Annotated in this window: 22 protein-coding genes; 3 read left to right on the top strand and 19 right to left on the bottom strand. The window is 69.1% G+C overall.

Annotated features, from left to right (window positions below; genetic code table 11):
* Positions 1–196: 196 nt before the first annotated feature.
* The 10 genes from ACT9AS_RS05760 to rlmE all read right to left on the bottom strand — a co-directional run bounded on the left by ACT9AS_RS05760 (position 197) and on the right by rlmE (position 11,986).
* The gene (locus ACT9AS_RS05760; RefSeq protein WP_445099182.1) at positions 197–1,489 is read right to left on the bottom strand and encodes an adenylosuccinate synthase; all 1,293 of its coding nucleotides are present in this window, start codon (positions 1,487–1,489) and stop codon (positions 197–199) included.
* A 175-nt stretch (positions 1,490–1,664) separates the two neighbouring features.
* Complete coding sequence (gene hflC, locus ACT9AS_RS05755; RefSeq protein WP_445099181.1) at positions 1,665–2,528, bottom strand: SPFH domain-containing protein; 864 nt, start codon at positions 2,526–2,528, stop codon at positions 1,665–1,667.
* On the bottom strand, positions 2,525–3,652 hold the full coding sequence (hflK, locus tag ACT9AS_RS05750) for an FtsH protease activity modulator HflK (protein WP_445099180.1): 1,128 nt from the start codon (positions 3,650–3,652) through the stop codon (positions 2,525–2,527). Before hflK ends, hflC begins: the two co-directional genes overlap by 4 nt.
* A 106-nt stretch (positions 3,653–3,758) precedes the next feature.
* The gene (gene hflX, locus ACT9AS_RS05745; RefSeq protein ID WP_445099179.1) at positions 3,759–5,135 is read right to left on the bottom strand and encodes a ribosome rescue GTPase HflX; all 1,377 of its coding nucleotides are present in this window, start codon (positions 5,133–5,135) and stop codon (positions 3,759–3,761) included.
* Positions 5,136–5,210: 75 nt separating this feature from the next.
* Positions 5,211–5,504, bottom strand: coding sequence for an RNA chaperone Hfq (gene hfq, locus ACT9AS_RS05740; RefSeq protein WP_445099178.1), 294 nt, complete (start codon positions 5,502–5,504; stop codon positions 5,211–5,213).
* Positions 5,505–5,711: 207 nt separating this feature from the next.
* Positions 5,712–6,665, bottom strand: coding sequence for a tRNA (adenosine(37)-N6)-dimethylallyltransferase MiaA (gene miaA / locus ACT9AS_RS05735; RefSeq protein WP_445099177.1), 954 nt, complete (start codon positions 6,663–6,665; stop codon positions 5,712–5,714).
* A gap of 46 nt (positions 6,666–6,711) precedes the next feature.
* The gene (gene putP / locus ACT9AS_RS05730) at positions 6,712–8,220 is read right to left on the bottom strand and encodes a sodium/proline symporter PutP (protein WP_445099176.1); all 1,509 of its coding nucleotides are present in this window, start codon (positions 8,218–8,220) and stop codon (positions 6,712–6,714) included.
* A 212-nt stretch (positions 8,221–8,432) separates the two neighbouring features.
* On the bottom strand, positions 8,433–9,332 hold the full coding sequence (gene folP / locus ACT9AS_RS05725; protein WP_445099175.1) for a dihydropteroate synthase: 900 nt from the start codon (positions 9,330–9,332) through the stop codon (positions 8,433–8,435).
* Between the two features lie 72 nt (positions 9,333–9,404).
* Positions 9,405–11,312, bottom strand: coding sequence for an ATP-dependent zinc metalloprotease FtsH (ftsH, locus tag ACT9AS_RS05720; protein WP_445099174.1), 1,908 nt, complete (start codon positions 11,310–11,312; stop codon positions 9,405–9,407).
* A gap of 26 nt (positions 11,313–11,338) precedes the next feature.
* Positions 11,339–11,986 (bottom strand): 23S rRNA (uridine(2552)-2'-O)-methyltransferase RlmE, encoded by a 648-nt coding sequence (gene rlmE / locus ACT9AS_RS05715; protein ID WP_445099173.1) that lies wholly within the window; start codon positions 11,984–11,986, stop codon positions 11,339–11,341.
* Between the two features lie 50 nt (positions 11,987–12,036).
* On the opposite strand from rlmE, the gene yhbY reads away from it, so the two are divergent.
* Together yhbY and ACT9AS_RS05705 are read left to right on the top strand one after the other, a co-directional pair.
* A complete protein-coding gene (gene yhbY / locus ACT9AS_RS05710; protein ID WP_445099172.1) occupies positions 12,037–12,342 on the top strand; it encodes a ribosome assembly RNA-binding protein YhbY in 306 nt (101 codons plus the stop codon).
* Between the two features lie 29 nt (positions 12,343–12,371).
* Positions 12,372–12,746, top strand: coding sequence for an MTH938/NDUFAF3 family protein (locus ACT9AS_RS05705; protein WP_445099171.1), 375 nt, complete (start codon positions 12,372–12,374; stop codon positions 12,744–12,746).
* A 142-nt stretch (positions 12,747–12,888) separates the two neighbouring features.
* Here the strand turns inward: ACT9AS_RS05705 and ACT9AS_RS05700 are convergent, their stop codons facing one another.
* The 4 genes from ACT9AS_RS05700 to surE all read right to left on the bottom strand — a co-directional run bounded on the left by ACT9AS_RS05700 (position 12,889) and on the right by surE (position 15,890).
* The gene (locus ACT9AS_RS05700) at positions 12,889–13,662 is read right to left on the bottom strand and encodes a peptidoglycan DD-metalloendopeptidase family protein (protein WP_445099170.1); all 774 of its coding nucleotides are present in this window, start codon (positions 13,660–13,662) and stop codon (positions 12,889–12,891) included.
* 82 nt (positions 13,663–13,744) lie between these two features.
* Positions 13,745–14,401, bottom strand: a complete 657-nt coding sequence (locus ACT9AS_RS05695; RefSeq protein WP_445099169.1) for an exopolysaccharide biosynthesis protein — start codon at positions 14,399–14,401, stop codon at positions 13,745–13,747.
* Between the two features lie 5 nt (positions 14,402–14,406).
* Positions 14,407–15,099: a protein-L-isoaspartate(D-aspartate) O-methyltransferase gene (locus ACT9AS_RS05690; protein ID WP_445099168.1), complete on the bottom strand. Its 693-nt coding sequence runs from the start codon at positions 15,097–15,099 to the stop codon at positions 14,407–14,409.
* The gene (gene surE / locus ACT9AS_RS05685) at positions 15,096–15,890 is read right to left on the bottom strand and encodes a 5'/3'-nucleotidase SurE (protein WP_445099167.1); all 795 of its coding nucleotides are present in this window, start codon (positions 15,888–15,890) and stop codon (positions 15,096–15,098) included. The genes ACT9AS_RS05690 and surE overlap by 4 nt, the downstream gene beginning before the upstream one ends.
* Before the next feature lie 198 nt (positions 15,891–16,088).
* Here surE and ACT9AS_RS05680 point away from each other — a divergent pair, with 198 nt between their 5' ends.
* Positions 16,089–16,649 carry a Smr/MutS family protein gene (locus ACT9AS_RS05680; protein ID WP_445099166.1) on the top strand — a complete coding sequence of 187 codons (561 nt, stop codon included), beginning with the start codon at positions 16,089–16,091 and terminating at the stop codon, positions 16,647–16,649.
* Positions 16,650–16,652: 3 nt separating this feature from the next.
* On the opposite strand, the gene ACT9AS_RS05675 is transcribed toward ACT9AS_RS05680, so the two are convergent.
* The 5 genes from ACT9AS_RS05675 to ftsB all read right to left on the bottom strand — a co-directional run bounded on the left by ACT9AS_RS05675 (position 16,653) and on the right by ftsB (position 19,595).
* Positions 16,653–16,874 (bottom strand): hypothetical protein, encoded by a 222-nt coding sequence (locus tag ACT9AS_RS05675; protein ID WP_445099165.1) that lies wholly within the window; start codon positions 16,872–16,874, stop codon positions 16,653–16,655.
* A gap of 144 nt (positions 16,875–17,018) precedes the next feature.
* A complete protein-coding gene (gene truD, locus ACT9AS_RS05670) occupies positions 17,019–18,071 on the bottom strand; it encodes a tRNA pseudouridine(13) synthase TruD (protein WP_445099773.1) in 1,053 nt (350 codons plus the stop codon).
* Complete coding sequence (gene ispF / locus ACT9AS_RS05665; RefSeq protein WP_445099164.1) at positions 18,071–18,550, bottom strand: 2-C-methyl-D-erythritol 2,4-cyclodiphosphate synthase; 480 nt, start codon at positions 18,548–18,550, stop codon at positions 18,071–18,073. The genes truD and ispF overlap by 1 nt, the downstream gene beginning before the upstream one ends.
* Positions 18,547–19,254 (bottom strand): 2-C-methyl-D-erythritol 4-phosphate cytidylyltransferase, encoded by a 708-nt coding sequence (gene ispD, locus ACT9AS_RS05660; RefSeq protein ID WP_445099163.1) that lies wholly within the window; start codon positions 19,252–19,254, stop codon positions 18,547–18,549. Before ispD ends, ispF begins: the two co-directional genes overlap by 4 nt.
* Positions 19,251–19,595, bottom strand: a complete 345-nt coding sequence (gene ftsB, locus ACT9AS_RS05655; protein ID WP_445099162.1) for a cell division protein FtsB — start codon at positions 19,593–19,595, stop codon at positions 19,251–19,253. The genes ispD and ftsB overlap by 4 nt, the downstream gene beginning before the upstream one ends.
* Between the last annotated feature and the right edge of the window lie 7 nt (positions 19,596–19,602).

Below are 19,602 nucleotides of genomic sequence, written 5' to 3'. Positions count from 1 at the left end.
CGGCAAGGGCATCGAGGTGGCCGCTACGTTGGCGGACAACCCCCGACACGTCGCCGGTGTCGAAAAATTCGCCGCCTGGCACAAGGCCAATTGCACGACCGACGAGAAGCAGGACGCGGGCTGAGCGCGGCGATCGGCCGCAATGAAAAAGCCCCGCTATTGCGGGGCTCTTTTTACGACCGTTGCGTGATGGACCTCAGGCCCACGGGTCCTGCAGCACGATGTTGGCATCGCGGTCGGGGCCGGTGGAGACCATCGCCAGCGGGCAGCCCGACAGTTCTTCCAGCGCGCGCAGGTAGGCGCGCGCGGCCGGCGGCAGCTTGTCCCATTCGGTGATCCCGTGGGTGCTCTCCTCCCAGCCCGGGAACTCCAGGTACACCGGCTCGCACTCGTCCCAGCCCTGGGCGTCGAGCGGGGCGTACTCGGTCTGCTTGCCACGGTACTGGTAGCCGATGCACAGCTTCAGGGTCGGCATGCCGTCGAGGATGTCGAGCTTGGTGATGCACAGGCCGCTGATGCCGTTGATCGCGACCGCGCGCTTGAGCGCGACGATGTCGATCCAGCCGCAACGGCGCGGGCGGCCGGTGGTGGCGCCGTATTCCTGGCCGCGGTCGCGGATGCCCTGGCCGACGTCGTCGTGCAGTTCGGTCGGGAACGGGCCGCCGCCGACGCGGGTGGCGTAGGCCTTGGCGATGCCGAGCACGTAGTCGATCGAGTCCGCGCCGACGCCGGTGCCCGCCAGCGCGCCGCCGACGGTGGTGTTGGAGCTGGTGACGTACGGGTAGGTGCCGTGGTCGATGTCCAGCAGCGAGCCCTGCGCTCCTTCGTACAGCACGCGCGCGCCCTGCTTGCGCAGGTCGTGCAGGATGCCGGCGACGTCGGACTTCATTGGCTCAACGTACTCGCCGAACGCCAGCGCCTCGTCGAGTGTCTGCTGGAAGTCGACCGGCTCCACGCCCAGGTACTTGGTCAACACGAAGTTGTGGTAGTCGAGCGCGGCGCGCAGCTTCTCGGCCAGTTGCTCGGGGTAATGCAGGTCGGCGACGCGGATGCCGCGGCGGGCGACCTTGTCCTCGTAGGCCGGGCCGATGCCGCGGCCGGTGGTGCCGATGGCCTTGCCGCCGGCGGCCTTCTCGCGGGCCTGATCGAGGGCGATGTGGTACGGCATGATCAGCGGCGTGGCCGGGCTGATCTTCAGGCGGCTACGCACCTCGACACCCTCGGCCTCGAGCTCGGCGATCTCCTTCTGCAGCGCGCCGGGGTGCAGCACCACGCCGTTGCCGATCAGGCACAGCGCACCGTCGCGCAGGATGCCCGAGGGGATCAGGTGCAACACGGTCTTCTTGCCGTTGATCACCAGCGTGTGGCCGGCGTTGTGGCCGCCCTGGAAGCGCACGACCGCGCCGATGTCCTGCGTCAGCAGGTCGACGATCTTGCCCTTGCCTTCATCGCCCCACTGGGCACCGAGAACGACGACTGACTGACCCATTACGCATGCTCCTGAAGCATTGAGGGGACCGGCGGCGGCCGGCCCGGGCGGAAGGTTCCGCGCACAGAAAAAGCCGGGCGGGGAATGCCCCCAGCCGGCTTTTGTGCATTATCCGGGTTTCCGGCTGCCGGGGCCAGCCCGCCGTGAAGGCGGGCCGCCACGGGGTGGCGAGGCGCTACTGGTCGTCGCCCAGGTACTGCAGGAAGGCGTCGTCGCGGTCCAGCACGATCACGCCGTTGCCGTCCTCGAACGACTTGCGGTAGGCCTCCAGGCTGCGCTGGAAGGCGTAGAAGCCCGGATCCTTCTGCGCCGCGGCGGCGTACAACGCGGTCGCCCGCGCATCGCCCTCACCGCGCAGCCGCTGGGCGTCGCGCTCGGCCTCGGCCAGGATCACCGCGCGCTGCTTGTCGGCCTGGGCGCGGACGGTCTGGGCCTGCTCGGCGCCCTCCGCGCGCAGGCGGCTGGCAACCTCGTGGCGCTGGGCGCGCATGCGGCGGAACACGTCGGTGATCACCTGGCTGTCGGTCGGCAGGTCGATCTGCTTGATCCGCAGGTCGACGATCGCCACGCCGACAGTGCCGGCGCCGGTATTGATGGCCTCCAGCTGCGGACCGATGATCTCGGAACGGTCGCCGGAAACGATTTCGGTCAACGAGCGGGAGTTGATCTCGTTGCGCAGCGAATCCTTGATGATCGGCGCGAGGCGGTCGACGGCGATGCTCTCGTCGCCGCCGGTGGCGCGGTAGAACGCACGCACGTCCTCGATCATGCCAACCGCGAAGAAGTCGACGCTGACGTCCTTGCGCTCGGAGGTCAGGTAGCGCTCCGGCTCGGCGTCGAGCACCTGCAGGCGGCGGTCGAACACCATCGCCCGCTCGATGATCGGCCACTTGAAGTGGAGGCCCGGATCGATCCCGGTGCGGTCGACCCGGCCCAGGTTGAGCACCATCGCGACCTGTCCTTCGCGGACGACATAGGTCGAACCCATGAGTGCCAGCACCACGGCGAGCGCGAGTACCAGCCATGCGGAGTATTTCATCGGGTCACCTCCTCACGGCCGGTCCGCGGCGTGCGGCCGCTCCGGGTACTTGCGGAATCACTGGGGGACGGGCTGGCGGTGACTTCCGGCGCCAGCACCTCGGGGGTCAGCAGCGGGGCCTGTCCGGACGACGTGCCGCCCTGCCCTTCCATCGGCACGTAGATCAGCTGGCGCGAGTCGCCGCCGACGATCTTGCGGTTGCCGGCGAGGACGTCTTCCACGGTCTCCAGCCACAGGCGCTTGCGGGTGACCGCCGGGGCGTCCTTGTACTCGTCGACCAGCATCGAGAAGCGGTCGGCGTCACCCTGGGCCTGGGCCACCACCGCGGCCTGGTAGCCCTCGGCGGTGGTCCGCACGCGGGCCGCCTGGCCGCGCGCCTCGGGCACCACCTGGGCGGCGTAGGCCTGGGCCTCGCTGATCAGGCGGTCCTGGTCCTGCTGGGCGCTGTTGACGTCGTCGAACGCGGGCTTGACCTCTTCCGGCGGGCGCGCGTTGGGCAGGTTCATCTCGGTCACCACCAGGCCGGTGCGGTAGGCCTCCAGCGACGCCTGCAACTGGTCGCGCGCGGATACCGCCAGCGCGCCACGGGCGCCCAGCACGGTGTCGAGGGTGGAGCGGCCGACCTGCTCGCGCACGGTGCTCAGCGCGGCCTGCTGCAGCATGGCGTCCGCGTCGCGGGTGCCGAACAGGTATTGCTGCGGGTCGCTGACGCGGTACTGCACGTTGATGTCGACCTGCACGATGTTCTCGTCGCGGGTCAGCACCGGCACGCTGGTGCTGAAGGTCTTGATCGCGGTGGCGTTGACCTTGAGCACCGATTCAACCGGCCACGGCAACTTGAGGTGCGGACCGGGCTGCAGCACGCGTGCGGTCTCGCCGAAGCGCAGCACCACGCCACGTTGCTGCTCGGTCACCAGCACGAAGCAGTTGAAGGCCAGCCACAGTGCCAGCGCCACCAGCACCCAGCGGCCGATATGCGTGCTGCCGCCATTGCCACCGCCCTGGCCGAACAGGCCACGCAGCTGGTCCAGGACCGCATCCACCGGGTTGCCGGTACCGCGCCTGCGGGGCGGCCGGCCGCTGGAATTGCCGGAGTTGTCGCTGCCAGGGGTGTTCCAGGCCATGCCTGCTCCTCAGAAATGGGTGCCGATGCCCGGTCGGTCCGGGCCGCGGCGGCGCCCCCGCGATTGCGCGGGCGACCGATGATTCTAGGTGGGGGTGGGGTTCGCCTCAACCAAGGTCGAGGCCGTAATCGGGCCGGTCGTCGATGGCACGGTCCAGCGACGCGCCGTCCAGCAGCGGCCGCAGCGCCTCGCCGTCGGGTTGCGCGTACAGTCGCAGGGCATCGACCTCGGCCATGTCGAGGCGCAGTTGCCAGCCGTGTTCGCCGTGCCGTTCGTCGCGCACCGCGCCCAGCGCATGGAGTTGCGCGCGCAAGCGGCCGGCGCGGGCGGGCAGTTCGATGTCGCCGGTGACCTGGCGCAGTTGCAGGGCTTCGCCGATTGCGCCACGCAGCAGGTCCAGGCCAAGGCTCTCGCGGGCGGAAACCCAGACCCGCGGGTGGCCTTCGGCCGGACGGTCGAGGCGCGGCGCCGGGACGGCGGGCTGCGCGGCGGTTTCCCCGCCCTCGCCCACTTCGGCGAGCCGGTCGATCTTGTTGAACACCAGCACCTGCGGCAGGTCGCCGGCGCCGATCTCGGCCAGCACTTCGTCGACCTGGTGGATGCGCTCGTCGCGCAACGGGTCGGCGGCGTCGACCACGTGCAGCAGCAAATCGGCTTCGCGGGCCTCGCTGAGGGTCGAGCGGAACGCCGCGACCAGTTCGTGCGGCAGGTCGCGGACGAAACCGACGGTATCGGCCAGCACCACGCCCCCGCCGGGCAACTCGATACGGCGCACGGTGGGGTCCAGGGTCGCGAACAACTGGTCGGCAACGTAGGCGCCGGCACCGGTCAGGGCGTTGAACAGGGTCGACTTGCCGGCGTTGGTGTAGCCGACCAGCGCGACCCGCGGCAGTTCGCTGCGGACGCGTGCTCGGCGCTGCTGGGTGCGCTGCACCTGGACCTTGTCGAGCCGGACCTGCAACTGCTCCAGCCGCTTCTGCAGCAGCCGGCGATCGGTTTCGAGCTGGGTCTCACCCGGGCCGCGCAGGCCGATCGAACCGCCGCGCTGGCGCTCCAGGTGGGTCCAGCCGCGGATCAGGCGGGTCGCCATGTGGCGCAGTTGGGCCAGTTCGACCTGCAGCTTGCCCTCGTGGCTGTGCGCCCGCATCGCGAAGATGTCGAGGATCAGGCCGGTGCGGTCGACCACCCGGCGCTGCAGCGCGCGCTCGAGGTTGCGCTCCTGGCTGGGGCTCAGTGGATGGTTGACCAGGATCAGGTCGGCGCCGCTGGCTTCGGCCGCGGCCTTGACCTCCTCCAGCTTGCCGCTGCCGATCAGGGTCGCGGCGTTGGGCCGGTCGATCCGGGCCGGCACCACGGCGGCGACGCTCGCGCCGGCGGTGCGGGCGAGGTCGGCGAATTCCTCCAGCAGGCCCTCGTCCGGCGGGCCGCCGGCATGGGGCTGGATCAGCAGTGCGTGTTCACCCTTGCGGGAACGTTCAAACAAGGAGGATGGTCTCTGTGCGCCGGTCCGGCATCTTCAGCAGATGGTTGCGGCACGGGCACAAATCAATGGCGCGACTCAATCGTCGTCGCCGGACCCGCTGGCATGATCGTCGCCGTTGCCATTGCTCTCGCCCGGCTGGACATAGCCGCCGCCCGGGCCGACGCGGACGTTGCGCGCCGGCACCACGGTGGAGATCGCGTGCTTGTAGACCATCTGGCTGACGGTGTTGCGCAGCAGCACCACGAACTGGTCGAACGACTCGATCGTGCCCTGCAGCTTGATGCCGTTGACGAGGTATACCGAGACCGGGACGCGCTCACGGCGCAGTGCGTTCAGGAAAGGGTCCTGCAAAGATTGTCCCTTGGACATCGAAATTCCCCCAACAGTGGTTTCTAGTTATGGGCGGCGGCCGTTGTAGCGGACACCGCATCGCCGGGAGCTGTCCCCACAGCGGCGATGGGGCGATGGTATCGCAACTGGCGGGACGCGGTGCTACGCACGCGGGCGGCTGGAACCACCGATGGCGCCGTGGCCGGACAGGCGCGGCTTGGCGCATCGGGGAAGACGGCGCCCGGGCTACGGCAGGAACATCCCCAGGGCCTGCTCCAGGCCGTCGCGACCGGTCGCCGGGTCGAACCAGCGCGCGTCCAGCTCGCCGCGCAGCCAGGTGAACTGACGCTTTGCCAGCTGGCGGGTGGCGAAGATCGCGCGCTCGCGGAAATCGCCGGCGGAGAGCGCGCCATCCAGGTGTTCCCAGGCCTGTCGATAGCCCACCGCACGCAGGGCCGGCAGTTCAAGCGGCACCGGATGGTCCTTCAGCTCGGGGAGTACGCGCAACCGGCGGACCTCGTCGAGGAAGCCCGCCTCCAGCATCAGGTCGAAGCGGTGGGCGATGCGTTCGTGCAGCGATGCGCGCTCAGGGGGCGCCAGCACCAGCTTGAGTACCTTGAACGGCAACCGCGGCGGCGGCGGGTCGTGGCGCCATGCGCTGATGGTGCGGCCCGACAGGCGATATACCTCCAGCGCGCGCTGGATCCGCTGGGCATCGGTGGCGTGGATGCGGGCGCCGGACTCGGGATCGATCGCGACCAGTTCGGCGTGCAGCGCATCCCAGCCACGCGCCTCGGCCTCGGCCGCGATCGCCGCACGGGTCGCGGCGTCGGCACTGGGCATCGCCGACAGCCCCTGCAGCAACGCGTGGAAGTACAGCCCGGTGCCGCCGGCGAGGATCGGCAGCCGGCCACGCGCGACGATGTCGTCCATCGCGCGGCGCGCATCGACCGCGAACTCGGCCGCCGAATACGGCTGCCATGGCTCGCGGATGTCGACCAGGTGGTGCGACACCCGCGCCAGTTCCGCCGCATCGGGCTTGGCGGCGCCGATGTCGAGGCCGCGATAGACCAGCGCCGAGTCGACGCTGACGATCTCGCCGCCCAACCGCTCAGCCCACTCGAGCGCGAGCGCGGTCTTGCCCGAGGCGGTGGGCCCCATCAGTGCAATCGCCCGCGGACGCGTGTCGTTCATTGGCATGGTCCGCGGGCGCCTTGCGGCGCCGGATAGGGGCGTTTCCGCCGGGTCAGTAACCGGTTTCGCGCAGGCTCTGGCGCACCTGCTGGTGCATCGCCTGGATCTCCTGCGGCGGTTCGCGGTCCAGACGGCTGACGATAATGATGCCGAGGGTGGCGATGATGAAGCCCGGCACGATTTCGTACAGCGCCGAGCCGAACTGGTCGACCGCTATCAGCTTCCACGCGATCACGGTCACTGCGCCAAGCACGATGCCGGCCAGCGCTCCGTTGCGGGTCATGCGCTGCCAGAACAGCGACAGGATCACCACCGGTCCGAATGCGGCGCCAAAGCCCGCCCAAGCGTAGCTGACGAGGCCGAGCACGCGGCTGTCCGGGTCGCGCGCCAGCCACAGCGCCAGCAACGCGATCAGCGCCACCGAGATCCGGCCGGCCCAGACCAGTTCGCGCTGGCTTGCAGCCGGACGCAGGAAGCCGCGGTAGAAGTCTTCGGTCATGACGCTGGAGCAGACCAGCAACTGGCACGACAACGTGCTCATCACTGCCGCCAGGATCGCCGACAGCAACACGCCCGCGACCCACGGGTTGAACAGCAACGAAGCCAGCTCGATAAAGACCCGCTCGGCGTTGTCGTTCACCGGACCGGCCGCACCCGGGTGGTTGGCGAAATAGGCGATGCCGAAGAACCCGACGCCAAGCGAACCGGCCAGGCACAGGATCATCCAGGTCATGCCGATCCAGCGTGCTTTCGGGATCGTACGGACGCTGTCGGCAGCCATGAAACGCGCGAGGATGTGCGGTTGGCCGAAGTAGCCCAGGCCCCACGCCAGCGCCGAGAGCACGCCGACGAAACCGATCGTGCCGCCACCGAGCCAGTCGAGCCGAGCGGCGTCGAAATTGCGGACGACGTCGACGGTGGCATCGAAGCCGCCGTTGTTCATCAGGATGATGCTCGGTGCCAGCAGCAGCGCGAAGAACATCAGCCCCGCCTGCAGGGTGTCGGTCCAACTCACCGCAAGAAATCCGCCGACCAGCGTGTAGATGATCGTCGCGCCGGCGCCCCACCACAGCGCCTCGGTGTACGACAGCCCGAACACGCTCTCGAACAGCCGCGCACCGGCCACCACGCCGGAAGCGCAGTACACCGCGAAGAACACCAGGATCACCAGCGCCGACAGCACCCGCAGCAGGCGGTCATGGTCGGCGAAGCGGTTGGTGAAGAAATCAGGGATGGTCAGCGCGTCGCCGGCACGCTCGGTGTAGACGCGCAGCGGTCCGGCGATCCATTTCCAGTTGGCGAACGCGCCGAGGATCAAGCCGATCGCGATCCAGCTTTCCGACAGACCACCGACGTACATCGCGCCCGGCAGGCCCATCAACAACCAGCCACTCATGTCCGAGGCACCGGCGGCGAGTGCAACCACCCAGGGACCCAGCGAACGGCCGCCGAGGATGTAGTCGTCGAAGGTCTTGGTCGAACGCCAGGCGATGAATCCGATCAATACGACCACGGCCAGGTAGATCCCGAACGTGATGAGCAACGGCGTGTTGGCGGTCATAGGCAGGCAGTCCCCTCATTGCGTATCAGGCCGCCGGAGCGGCCACGAATAGTCCAGCCTAACGCACCTGCCCGGATGGTTCAGCCCGAGTTGTTCACAGTCTCTGTGGACAACGGGTCGGAACAGGCTGTGGACAAGTGTCGCCGAGCCCGGTGTGGCGGGCCACCGGGTTGGCGTGGCGAAATATTCGCCAAAGTACGGAACATGCGCGATCAGTCCTCGTCGGGCCAGCGGATCGTCGGTGCCGACGCATTCGCCTTGGGTAATGGCTGCGCCGCCACCGCGTTCCAGACCTTCAATGCGTCCACCATCGCGGCGACATCGTGCACCCGCAGCAGCCTGGCGCCACGCTGGGCCGCGACCAGGTGCGCGGCGACCGACCCGTGGATGCGTTCGCGCGGGTCATCGCGCGCGGTCAGTTCGCCGATCATCTTCTTGCGCGACATGCCCGCCAGCAGCGGCACGCCCAGTTCATCGAAGCGCTGCAGCTGCGCCAGCAGGGCCAGGTTGTGTTGCAGGGTCTTGCCGAAACCGAAGCCGGGATCGACCACGACGTGCTTCTTGGCGATGCCTGCCATCTCGGCGGCGAAGATGCGCTCGGCGAGGAACCGGAACACCTCGGACACCACGTCGTCGTACTGCGGGTTGGCCTGCATGCTGCGCGGCTCGCCCTGCATGTGCATCAGCACCACCGGCACGCCGAGTTCGGCCGCGGCGGCGAGCGCACCTTCGTTGCGCAGCGCACAGACGTCGTTGACCATGCCGGCGCCCGCCGCCACCGCCGCCCGCATGACCTCAGGCTTGGAGGTGTCGACGCTGATCGGCAGGGCGGTCTCGCGGGCCAAGCGCTCGATGACCGGAACGACCCGGCGCAACTCCTCCTCGACGCTGACCTCATCGGCGCCCGGACGGGTCGACTCGCCGCCGATGTCGAGGATTTCGGCGCCCTCCTCCGCCAGTCGCACGCCATGCGCGACCGCGGCGTCGACGCTGTCATGCGCGCCGCCGTCGGAGAACGAGTCCGGGGTGACGTTGACGATGCCCATCACGCGCGGGCGGTCGAGCGCGAGGGTACGACCGTTGCAGTCGAGGCTCGGGGCAGTGTCGAACATCGCGATGCTCAATGAAAAAGGCCAGAGCGGACTCTGGCCTTTCGATACACCGCTGACAAGGGCGCCGGGCGGTCAGGTCTGCGCCGCCGGCCCGCCGATCGCGCCGGCGCTGCCACCGCGGTCGTCCTTGGAGGTGCGGCCGGACTTGATCCAGTCCTTCGGCGGTCCCGGCTCGCGACCTTCCATGATCGCGTCAATCTGGTTCGCGTCGATGGTCTCGTACTGCAACAGGGCGTTGGCCATCACGTGCAGCTTGTCGAGGTTGTCGTTGAGGATCTGGGTGGTGCGGTTGTAGGCCTTGTCGAGGATGCCGCGCACCACCTCGTCGATCTTGCGCGCGGTGTCGTCGGACACGCTCTTGTGCTGGGTGACCGAACGGCCGAGGAACACCTCGTCGTCCTCCTCGCTGTAGGCGATCGGCCCCATCTCGTCGCTCAGGCCCCACTTGGTGACCATGTTGCGCGCCATCTTGGTCGCGCGCTCGATGTCGTTGCTGGCGCCGGTGGTGACCTTGTCGTCGCCGAAGATCAGCTCCTCGGCAACGCGGCCGCCGTACAGCGAGCACAGCTGCGACTGGATCGCGGTGCGGTTGTAGCTGTACTTGTCGCCCTCGGGCAGGTACATGGTCACGCCCAGCGCGCGGCCGCGCGGAATGATGGTGACCTTGTAGACCGGGTCGTGCTCCGGAACCATGCGGCCCACGATCGCGTGGCCGGCCTCGTGGTAGGCGGTGAGCTTCTTCTCGTCCTCGCTCATCGCCATCGAGCGGTTCTCGGTGCCCATCATGATCTTGTCGCGGGCCTTGTCGAAGTGCTCCATGCGCACGTCCTTGGCGTTGCCGCGGGCGGCGAACAGCGCGGCCTCGTTGACCAGGTTGGCCAGGTCGGCGCCGCTGAAACCGGGCGTACCACGGGCGATGGTCATCGGCTCGACATCGTCCGACAGCGGCACCTTGCGCATGTGCACGCGCAGGATCTGCTCGCGGCCGCGCACGTCCGGCAGGCCGACCACGACCTGGCGGTCGAAACGGCCGGGGCGCAGCAACGCGGGGTCGAGCACGTCGGGGCGGTTGGTCGCGGCGATCACGATCACGCCCTCGCCGCCCTCGAAGCCGTCCATCTCGACCAGCAACTGGTTGAGGGTCTGCTCGCGTTCGTCATGCCCGCCGCCGAGGCCGGCACCGCGATGGCGACCGACCGCGTCGATCTCGTCGATGAAGATGATGCACGGCGCGTGCTTCTTGGCCTGCTCGAACATGTCGCGCACGCGGCTGGCGCCGACGCCGACGAACATCTCAACGAAGTCGGAACCGGAAATGCTGAAGAACGGCACCTTGGCCTCGCCGGCGATCGCGCGCGCCAGCAGGGTCTTGCCGGTGCCCGGCGGGCCGACCATCAGCACGCCGCGCGGGATCTTGCCGCCGAGCTTCTGGAAGCGGCCCGGATCGCGCAGGAACTCGACCAACTCGCCGACTTCCTCCTTGGCCTCGTCACAGCCGGCGACGTCGGCGAGGGTGACCTTGACCTGGTCCTCGCCCTGCATCTTGGCGCGCGACTTGCCGAAGCTCATCGCACCCTTGCTGCCGCCCTGCTGCATCTGCCGCATGACGAAGATCCAGAACGCGATGATCAGGATGATCGGCAGGAAATTGAGCAGCAGCGACCAGAACGACGGCCCGCCCGGCGGCGTCTGCGTGATCGCGACGTCGTGCTGCAGCAGGTCGGTGATGAGGTCCTTGTCCTCCGGCTTGTAGGTGGTGAACTTGCTGCCGTCCTTGCGCTCGCCGGTGATCGTGGTGCGATCCTCGCCGATCTTGACGCTTTCTATGGTGTCGGCCTGGACCTGCTCGACGAACTGGCTGTACGACAGCGGCTCGCTGGCCGCGCCGCCTGCGGTGCGCGGGCCGAACGCCTGGAACACCACCATCAGCACGACGGCGACGATCACCCAGAGCAGCATGTTTTTGGCCAGATCGTTCATTGAATTCTCGGATTATTTGATCTTGTCTATTTAATCTGGGCGCGCTTGCCCTGTGCCAGCGCGTATACCTCCGGCGACCGCTTGCGCGAGGCCGCCGGCTTGCGGATCGAAACCTTGGCGTACCGCCGCCGCAGCTCGCGCACGTAGTCGTCGAAACCCACGCCCTGGAACAGCTTGATCAGGAACGTACCATCGACGCGCAGGTGGCGGTCGGCGAAGTCCATCGCCAGTTCGGACAGGTACATCGCCCGCGGCATGTCCACCGCATCCACACCGCTCTTATTGGGGGCCATATCCGACAGCACAAGGTCCACCGGCTTGCCGCCGAGGCTCGATTCCAACTGCGATAGGACCGCATCCTCCCTGAAATCCCCATGAAGGAACTCGACCCCGGCCAGCGGCGGCATCTCCAGGATGTCCAGCGCGATGACCCGGCCGGCGTTGGGGCGGTCGTGGTCGCCCAGCTCCTGGCGGACCCACTGCGACCAGCCGCCCGGGGCGGCCCCGAGGTCGACCACCACCATTCCGGGCCTGAGCAGGCGGTCGCGCTCGACCAGTTCCTCCAGCTTGTAGGCCGCGCGCGAGCGCAGCCCTTCGGCGCGCGCCTTCTTCACGAAAGGGTCGGAATGGTGTTCTTTCAGCCAGCGCTGGCTGCTTTTGCTGCGGGTTGCCATGGCCCGCATGATACCCTGCGACCCCTGTCACTCCTCATTCGCGTGCCCCGATGCCGACCGTCCTGACCTCCGCCCAGACCCGCTTCCTGCGCGGCCAGGCGCACGACCTCAAGGCGATGCTGCAGGTCGGCGGAAAAGGCATCACCGACGCCCTGATCGCCGAGATCGACCTGGCGCTGGAGCACCACGAACTGGTCAAGGTCAAGATTGCCGCCAGCGACCGCGAGGCCCGCGACGCGATGATCGAGGAGATCACCCGCCGCACCGACGCCGCGCTGGTGCAGCGGATCGGCCATACGGCGGCGATCTACCGTCCCGGCAAGGACAAGCGCCAGATCGTCCTGCCGCGAAGCTGAACGGGTCGCCAGACCCGGCCCCGAGTCCCATGCAGATCACGCTTGAAAACCCGGATCACGAATTCATCCTGCGCGGCGCCGACGGCGTGGCCGCGCGGGTCAACGATTCGCTGCTGGGCCGCAGTTTCGTGATCGCCCCGGACCGGTTGATCGAGGACTGGGCAGTACGCGACGCCCGCGCCATGCAGGCATCCGACCTGGAGCCGTTGCTGGCTTTGCAGCCGGAAGTCCTGTTGCTCGGCAGCGGCAGCGGCCAGGCCTTCCCGCCGGCGGTGGTGCTGGCGGAGTGCCTGCGCCGGGGCGTCGGCATCGAGGTGATGGGCAACGATGCCGCCGCACGCACGTTCAACGTGCTGGCGAGCGAAGGCCGCAAGGTCGTCGCCGGCTTCGTCCTGCCCGGCTGAGCCGCTCCGGGCCCACAACAGCGCTGTAGGAGCGACGTAAGTCGCGATGGACCTCCCGACCGGTCAGGCCCCCTCTCCTCTCGACCATCCACGCGTCGCGACTTACGTCGCTCCTACATCATCGAGGCCAGGGCCGCTCCCGCTACTTGCGCGGCAGGTACCTCAGCGGGTCGACCGGCTTGCCGTTGTAGCGGATCTCGAAGTGGAGCATGTCGCGCGACGCGCCGGTGCGGCCGAGTTCGGCGATCTGTTGCCCGGCCTTGACCACCGCCCCCTCGTTGACCAGCCGGTTGCGGTTGTGGCCGTAGGCCGACAGCCACTGCTCGTCGTGCTTGATGATGATCAGTTCGCCGTAGCCGACCAGTCCGGACCCCGAATACACCACCGTGCCGTCGCCCGCCGCGCGCACCGGGGCGCCGCCGCTGCCGGCGATGTCGATGCCCTGTTTGGTCGGCTGGCCCGCCTCGAACCGGCTCAGCAGCTGGCCATCCACCGGCCATCGCCATTTCACGCTGCTGGCCGCGGGGGCCAGGGTCGCGGCGGGAGCGGTCGTGGCTGGCGTCGTCGGGCGCGTAACGGGCTTTGATGTTCCGGCGGTCCGGGTCGGCGCAGTGCTGCGACCGCCCCCCGGATACAGCGACAGGCGCTGACCGGGGTAGATGGTGTACGGCGCGGAGATACCGTTCCATGCCGCCAGGTCGCGCATGGCGATGCCGTTGTCGGTGGCGATCCGGTACAGCGTGTCCCCGCGCTGGACCACGGTGGTGGCGCCGTACTTCGGGGTCGAGCCCGAGCCGCTGCGGGTGACCGTGCTGGAACATGCAGCCAGCGCAAGCGCCAGGCCGACCGACAGCAGGATGCGTGCAGTGGCCGCACGGGCAATGGTCGCGCGGATGGGAGTCGTCGTCTGGGTCATGCGCCTTGTTGTTTCCTCCAGGGCCGTCCGGCCAAACACCGGGCAGCGGTATCGATGGCGCCGGACACCGGCGATGGACCGATCAGCTCGAGAGTCGCTGGAACAACTCGTGCGCGGCCACGCTGCCACCGCCGATCAGGATACCGAAGTAGATGATCGTGCCGATGTTCGACAGATGGCCGAGCAGCATCGCCCCGCCGTCGCGCTGGATCATGCCGACAGCGTAGAACAGCAGGGCCAGCGCGGGCAGCGTGTTGCTGAACGGAACGAATCCGAACGGCGCCATCAACAGCACCGCGGCCATGATGAAGGCGAGGTTGTTGGCGAGGTTCTGCGCACGCCCGTCGACGAAGAAACGCAACCGGTGCGGGCGACTGATCTTCTCCAGCCGCTGCACCCACACCATCCCGCCGGTCAGCCCGGGCCGCAGTTTGTCGGCCGGCAGCGCCTTGTCCTTGAGTTTCGCCGGCAGCCACAACGGCTTGCCCACCAGCCGGCTGATGCCGACCAGCAGGATCGCCGCACCGAACACCGTGCTGACCCCCGGGATCGACACCGGGATCAGGAACACCAGCGTCAGCAGCATGGTCAGCAGCAGCAGGCCTTCGTTGCCGAACACGTCGAGCAGTTCGCCGAGGGTCAGCCTGTCCTCGGGCAGGTCGCGGATGATCGACGCGAGCTGTTCGCCCAGCGTGGCCGCATCGGAACCATTGCGCGGCGATGGATCCCGGTCGCTCATGGCGCTCAATCGACCATGCCCGACAGCAGCGGCACGAACACCACCGGGCCGAGATCCTGCTGGGAGATCCTGCCGTCGGTGTCCTTGGTCAGCCGCAACAACGACTGCGACGAAGCCGCGCCCACCGGGGCGACCAGGCTGCCACCGGGCGCCAGTTGCGCGGTCAGCGCATCGACCAGCGCCGGCCCCGCCGCGGTGACCAGGATCGCGTCGAACGGACCGTTCTCGGGCCAGCCGATGCGGCCGTCGTCGTGCTTGCTGCGGATGTTCAGACCAAGCTGGCGGAAGCGCTTGCGCGCGGTGCGCAGCAACTCGCCGATGCGCTCCACCGTGTGCACCTCGAGCCCCAGCGCGGCGAGCACCGCGGCCTGGTAGCCCGACCCCGTGCCGATCTCCAGCACCCTGGTCGGCCGGGTCTGCAGCAATGTCTCGGTCATCTTGGCGACCACCCACGGCTGCGAGATGGTCTGGCCATGGCCGATCGGCAACGCGGTGTCCTCGTAGGCGCGGGTGGCCAGCGCCTCGTCGACGAACAGGTGCCGCGGCACGGTGCGGATCGCGTTGAGCACGCGCTCGTCCGTGATGCCGCCACCTTCGTGGGTGCCGGCACGCAGGCGCTCGACCAGGCGGTCACGCACGCGTTGCGAAGTCATGCCCGAACCCAGCGCTTCGGGTTGAAGGCGCATCCGCAGGCTCATCGGGCCGGCTCCGCGGACGCCTGGCCCAACGACGCGGCGAGTCCGCCGACCCAGCTGGCGACCTGCTCCAGCGCCTGGTAACGGGTCAGGTCGACCTGGATGGGAGTGATGGAGATGTGGCGGTTGCGAACCGCATGGAAGTCGGTGCCGACGCCGGCGTCCTGCTCCGGCCCGGCCGCGCCGATCCACCACCACTGGCGCCCGCGCGGGTCGGTCTGCGGCACGCAGGCCTCGGCGCGATGGCGGTTTCCCAGCCGGGTCACTTCGAAGCCGGCGATCTCGTCCCACGGCAGGTCGGGCACGTTGACGTTGAGCATGGTGTCGGCCGGCAGCGGGTCGGTCCTGAGCCGGGCGATGATCTCGGCCGCCGCGCGCGCGGCGGTTTCGTAGTTGCGACCGACGTGGTCGGCGGTCACCAGCGACACCGCGACCGACGGCAACCCGAGGAAACGCCCCTCCATCGCGGCGGCGACGGTGCCCGAATAGATCACGTCATCGCCGAGGTTGGCGGTGTTGTTGATGCCCGACACCACGATGTCGGGTTCGTCCTCGAGCATCCCGGTGATCGCCACGTGCACGCAGTCGGTCGGCGTGCCGAACACGCGCCAGCTGCGTTCATCCTGCTGCACCACCCGCACCGGCATGTCGAGGGTCAGCGAATTGCTGGCGCCGGAGCGGTCGCGGTCGGGGGCGACAACCAGTACGTCATGGCCCGCGGCGCGCAGCCCTTCGGCGAGGATCCGGATGCCGGGGGCGTCGACACCGTCGTCGTTGCTGACCAGAACTCGCATGGACTCCCTTGGCGAAAAATGCGGCCGCAGCGGCCGAAAAACAGGCGGGGCGGACAACCGCCCCGATGACACCGCCATGATAGCCGAAGGCGCCGCCGCCCTCCCCCCGGCCACGGATCCGGATCGTGCAGGTTCACCGCATGGTTGCGCCGTGGTCACGTCGCGCTAGGCTCTGGTCATGGACGGCAGGAACCGATGATGGGCGAGCGAGGCGAGGACGAGGACGACGCGGCACTGTTCCGTGCGGCGATCGGTGCGGTGCGCAGGTTGCCGGAACAGCACACCCCACCCGCCACCCCACGGCCGAAACCCCGCGCGCGCATGGCCGAGCTGGACGAGGCCAATGCCCGCGACGAATTCCGTCACGCGCTCGACGAAAACCTGCTGGAGGCCGGCGACGTGCTGGCCCATCGCGAAGAACGGCTGCCGGTCGCGATCTACCGGCGCCTGCGACGCGGCGAGATCGCCGCCGAGGAGGAACTCGACCTGCACGGCGCCGACGCCCGGACCGCCGAAGCGCTGTTGCGTGCTTTCCTGGCCGATGCGGTACGCCATGGCGTCGGCTGCGTGCGGATCATCCACGGCAAGGGCCGGCGCGGCAGCGACGATGTCGGCAGCAGCGGCGCGCCGGTGCTGAAGAACCTGGTCGACCGCATGCTGCGCCAGCGCGCCAGTGTGCTGGCATACCACTCCGCTCCGCCGGCGCAGGGCGGAACCGGCGCGGTGCTGGTGCTGCTGGCGCCGGCGAAGCGAAACTGACGGCTACTCGTCGGCGATGAGCTGCCGCTCGGTCGGCGGGTTCACCCACATGACCTCGATGCCACGCCGACGCGCGATCTCCTCGACACGACCGACATAGGCGCCGTCCACGCCGATGGAGGAAGACTGCGGCGCGATGCTTGCCGACTGCTCATCCATGCTGGCGCAGGCCGCCAGGCCGGCAACCGACAACGAAACGACGAAGATCCGGGACAACCTGTTCATGATCGACCTCCTGTTCGCGGAGACGGTGAACTGCTGCAAGGCCAAGGCGTGGCCCTGCGCCCGGAGCATCCGGACACCGTCCGGTATACGCCGCTGGTCGCCCGTGGCCAGTGCCCGCCGGGGGTTTCCGACGAGCGGCAGCGATCAGGCGATCGCGCCCAGTTCCGCCAGGACCACGGTGGCGTAGGTTCCTGGCGGCAGGACGAAACCCAGCTCGAGCACGTCGTCGGCCAGCCAGTTCCAGCACAGGTCGGCCGGGCGCAACCGCAGCGAGCGGCGCTCCTGCTTGAGTCCTGCGGCTTCGAGGCCGACGCGCAGGCGCGTCGACTCGTCGTCGGCCAGCGCCGCCAGTTCGAGCGCCTGCACGGCCTGCGAACTGCGCAGTTCGCCGCGCCCCCAGAGCGGGCCGGTCGAATGGATGTCGAACGCGGCCAAGCGTTGTGCGAGGGTTTCGTTGAACGGCTCCGGGCCGAACACGCTGCGACTGCCGTCGAGCATCCAGACCTCGCCATCGAGCGCGCCATCCGCGCCGCGGGCATCCCAGTTGCCGGCCGCAATGCGATGGGCCAGCACGCGGTTGAACAACGCCGAACGCGCCGCCGACAGCAACATGCCGCGCTGGTCCCGCCCGACCCGACGGCCGGCGAACATGGAGAGGGCCGCGCCGAGGTTGTCGCCGCCGCGGCCGAAACGCTGCTCGCCGAAGTAGTTGGGAACGCCGCGTCCGGCGATCGTCCGCAGTCGCGATTCTATCGCCGCGCGGTCACCCTGCACCTCGCGCAGGACCAGCACGAAACGATTGCCGGCCAGCGCGCCGCGCGGCAGCTTGCGCGAATGCCAGTCGTGTCCGAGGACGCGCAGGCGCTCGTCGCCATCGTCGCGGTCGAGCAGTGACAGGTCCGGCGCGACCTTCTTCGGCAGGTGCACGCTGAAGCGCTGGCGGGTCACCGCGTGGCGGTCCTTGAGGCCGGCGTAGCCGATCGCCATTTCGCCGACCCCGGCCCACTCGGCGAGGCGCCTGGCGGCGAATGCGGTGTTGATGCCGCGCTTCTCGACCGTCAGCAGCAGGTGTTCGCCGCTGCCGCTGGGCTCGAACCCGGGGAGTTCATCGACCCGGAAATCCTCCGGGGTGGTGCGGATCCGCGCCTGCAGCGCAGGGGCGCCATGCGCGCGCGGAAGGTCCATGGATTGCGGGATCACGTGCCGACCAGCAGGCACGCCGCCATCGCCGCGATGCCTTCGCCGCGACCGGTGAAACCGAGCGTCTCGCTGGTGGTGGCCTTGACGCTGATGGCGTCGACCGCCACGCCGAGATCGGCCGCCAGCAGCTCGCGCATCGCCTGCGAATGCGGCCCGACCCGCGGTCGCTCGCAGACCACGGTGATATCGGCATTACCCAGGCGCCAGCCGCGTTCGCCGAGCATCGCGTTGCAATGGCGCAGGAACGTGCGGCTGTCGGCGTCCTTCCAGCGCGGGTCGGACGGCGGGAAATGGCGGCCGATGTCGCCCAGCGCCAGCGCCCCGAGCATCGCGTCGCACAGTGCGTGGATCACCACGTCGCCATCGGAGTGGGCGAGCACGCCACGGTCGTGGGGGACCCGCACGCCGCCAAGGACGACATGGTCGCCGTTGCCGAACGCGTGGACGTCATAACCCTGGCCGATGCGGATGTTCATGGGTTCGCGCTCCGTCTGGAAAGCAGGTAATCGGCGAGCGCGAGGTCGGCCGGGGTGGTGACCTTGAGGTTGTCCTCGCGGCCCTCGACCAGTCGCGGGCGGGCGCCGGTGCGCTCCATCGCCATGGCTTCGTCGGTGACCATGATGCCGGCGGACCGCGCCTGCCGCAGGGCGTCGGCCAGTACGCCACGACGGAATGCCTGCGGGGTCAGTGCGCGCCACAGGGCTTCGCGCGGTTCGGTGGCGACGATGCGGCTGTCGCCACCGGCACGCTTGAGGGTGTCGCGCACGGGCGCGGCGAGGATCGCGCCGTCCGCATCGATGCTGGCGGCTTCGATCAGGCGGTCGAGGTCGCCGCGTTGCAGGTTCGGCCGCGCGGCATCGTGGACCAGCACCAGCGCGTCGGCGCCCACCTCGTCCGGCAACGCCTGCAGTGCCGCGAGTACCGAATCGGCGCGCTCGCCGCCACCGGTGCAACGCAGCACCGGCTTGCCATGCCGTTGGGTCCAGCCCGGCCAGTGCGGATCGTCGTGCGCCAGCGCGACCATGACGCCGGCGACGCGGGGATGACCCGCCAGCGCATCGAGTGCGTGCGCGATCAACGGTTGCCCTGCGGCTTCGAGGTACTGCTTGGGAACGGCGCCGCCGAACCGCGTGCCGCGACCGGCCGCAGGGATCACCGCCCAGATGGCCGGCGCGGTCAAGGTGCCTCGCTGTCGTCGGTATCCGGCGCCGGCGTGGACGGCGGCGTGCTGCCCTCCGGCTCGACCACCCGGTAGAACGTCTCGCCCGGCTTGATCATGCCCAGCTCGCTGCGTGCGCGCTCCTCGACCGCGGCCTCGCCGGACTTGAGGTCCTCGACCTCGGCGGCGAGCGCATCGTTGCGCTGCTGCAGGCCCTCGTTCTCATGGGCCTGCTGGTCGACCCGCTCGGCCAGCACCGCGACCGAGCGCCGGCCGCCCTCGCCCAGCCACAGCCGGTACTGCAGGACCGCCAGCATGGCGACCAGCAGCACCAACAGCACGCTGAGCCAGCGGCGCGGCATGGCGCGG

It is taken from the genome of Lysobacter sp. F60174L2, from assembly GCF_052547135.1.
Note: the sequence above shows the minus strand (reverse complement) of the source record. Positions and strands in the feature narration are given on the sequence as shown.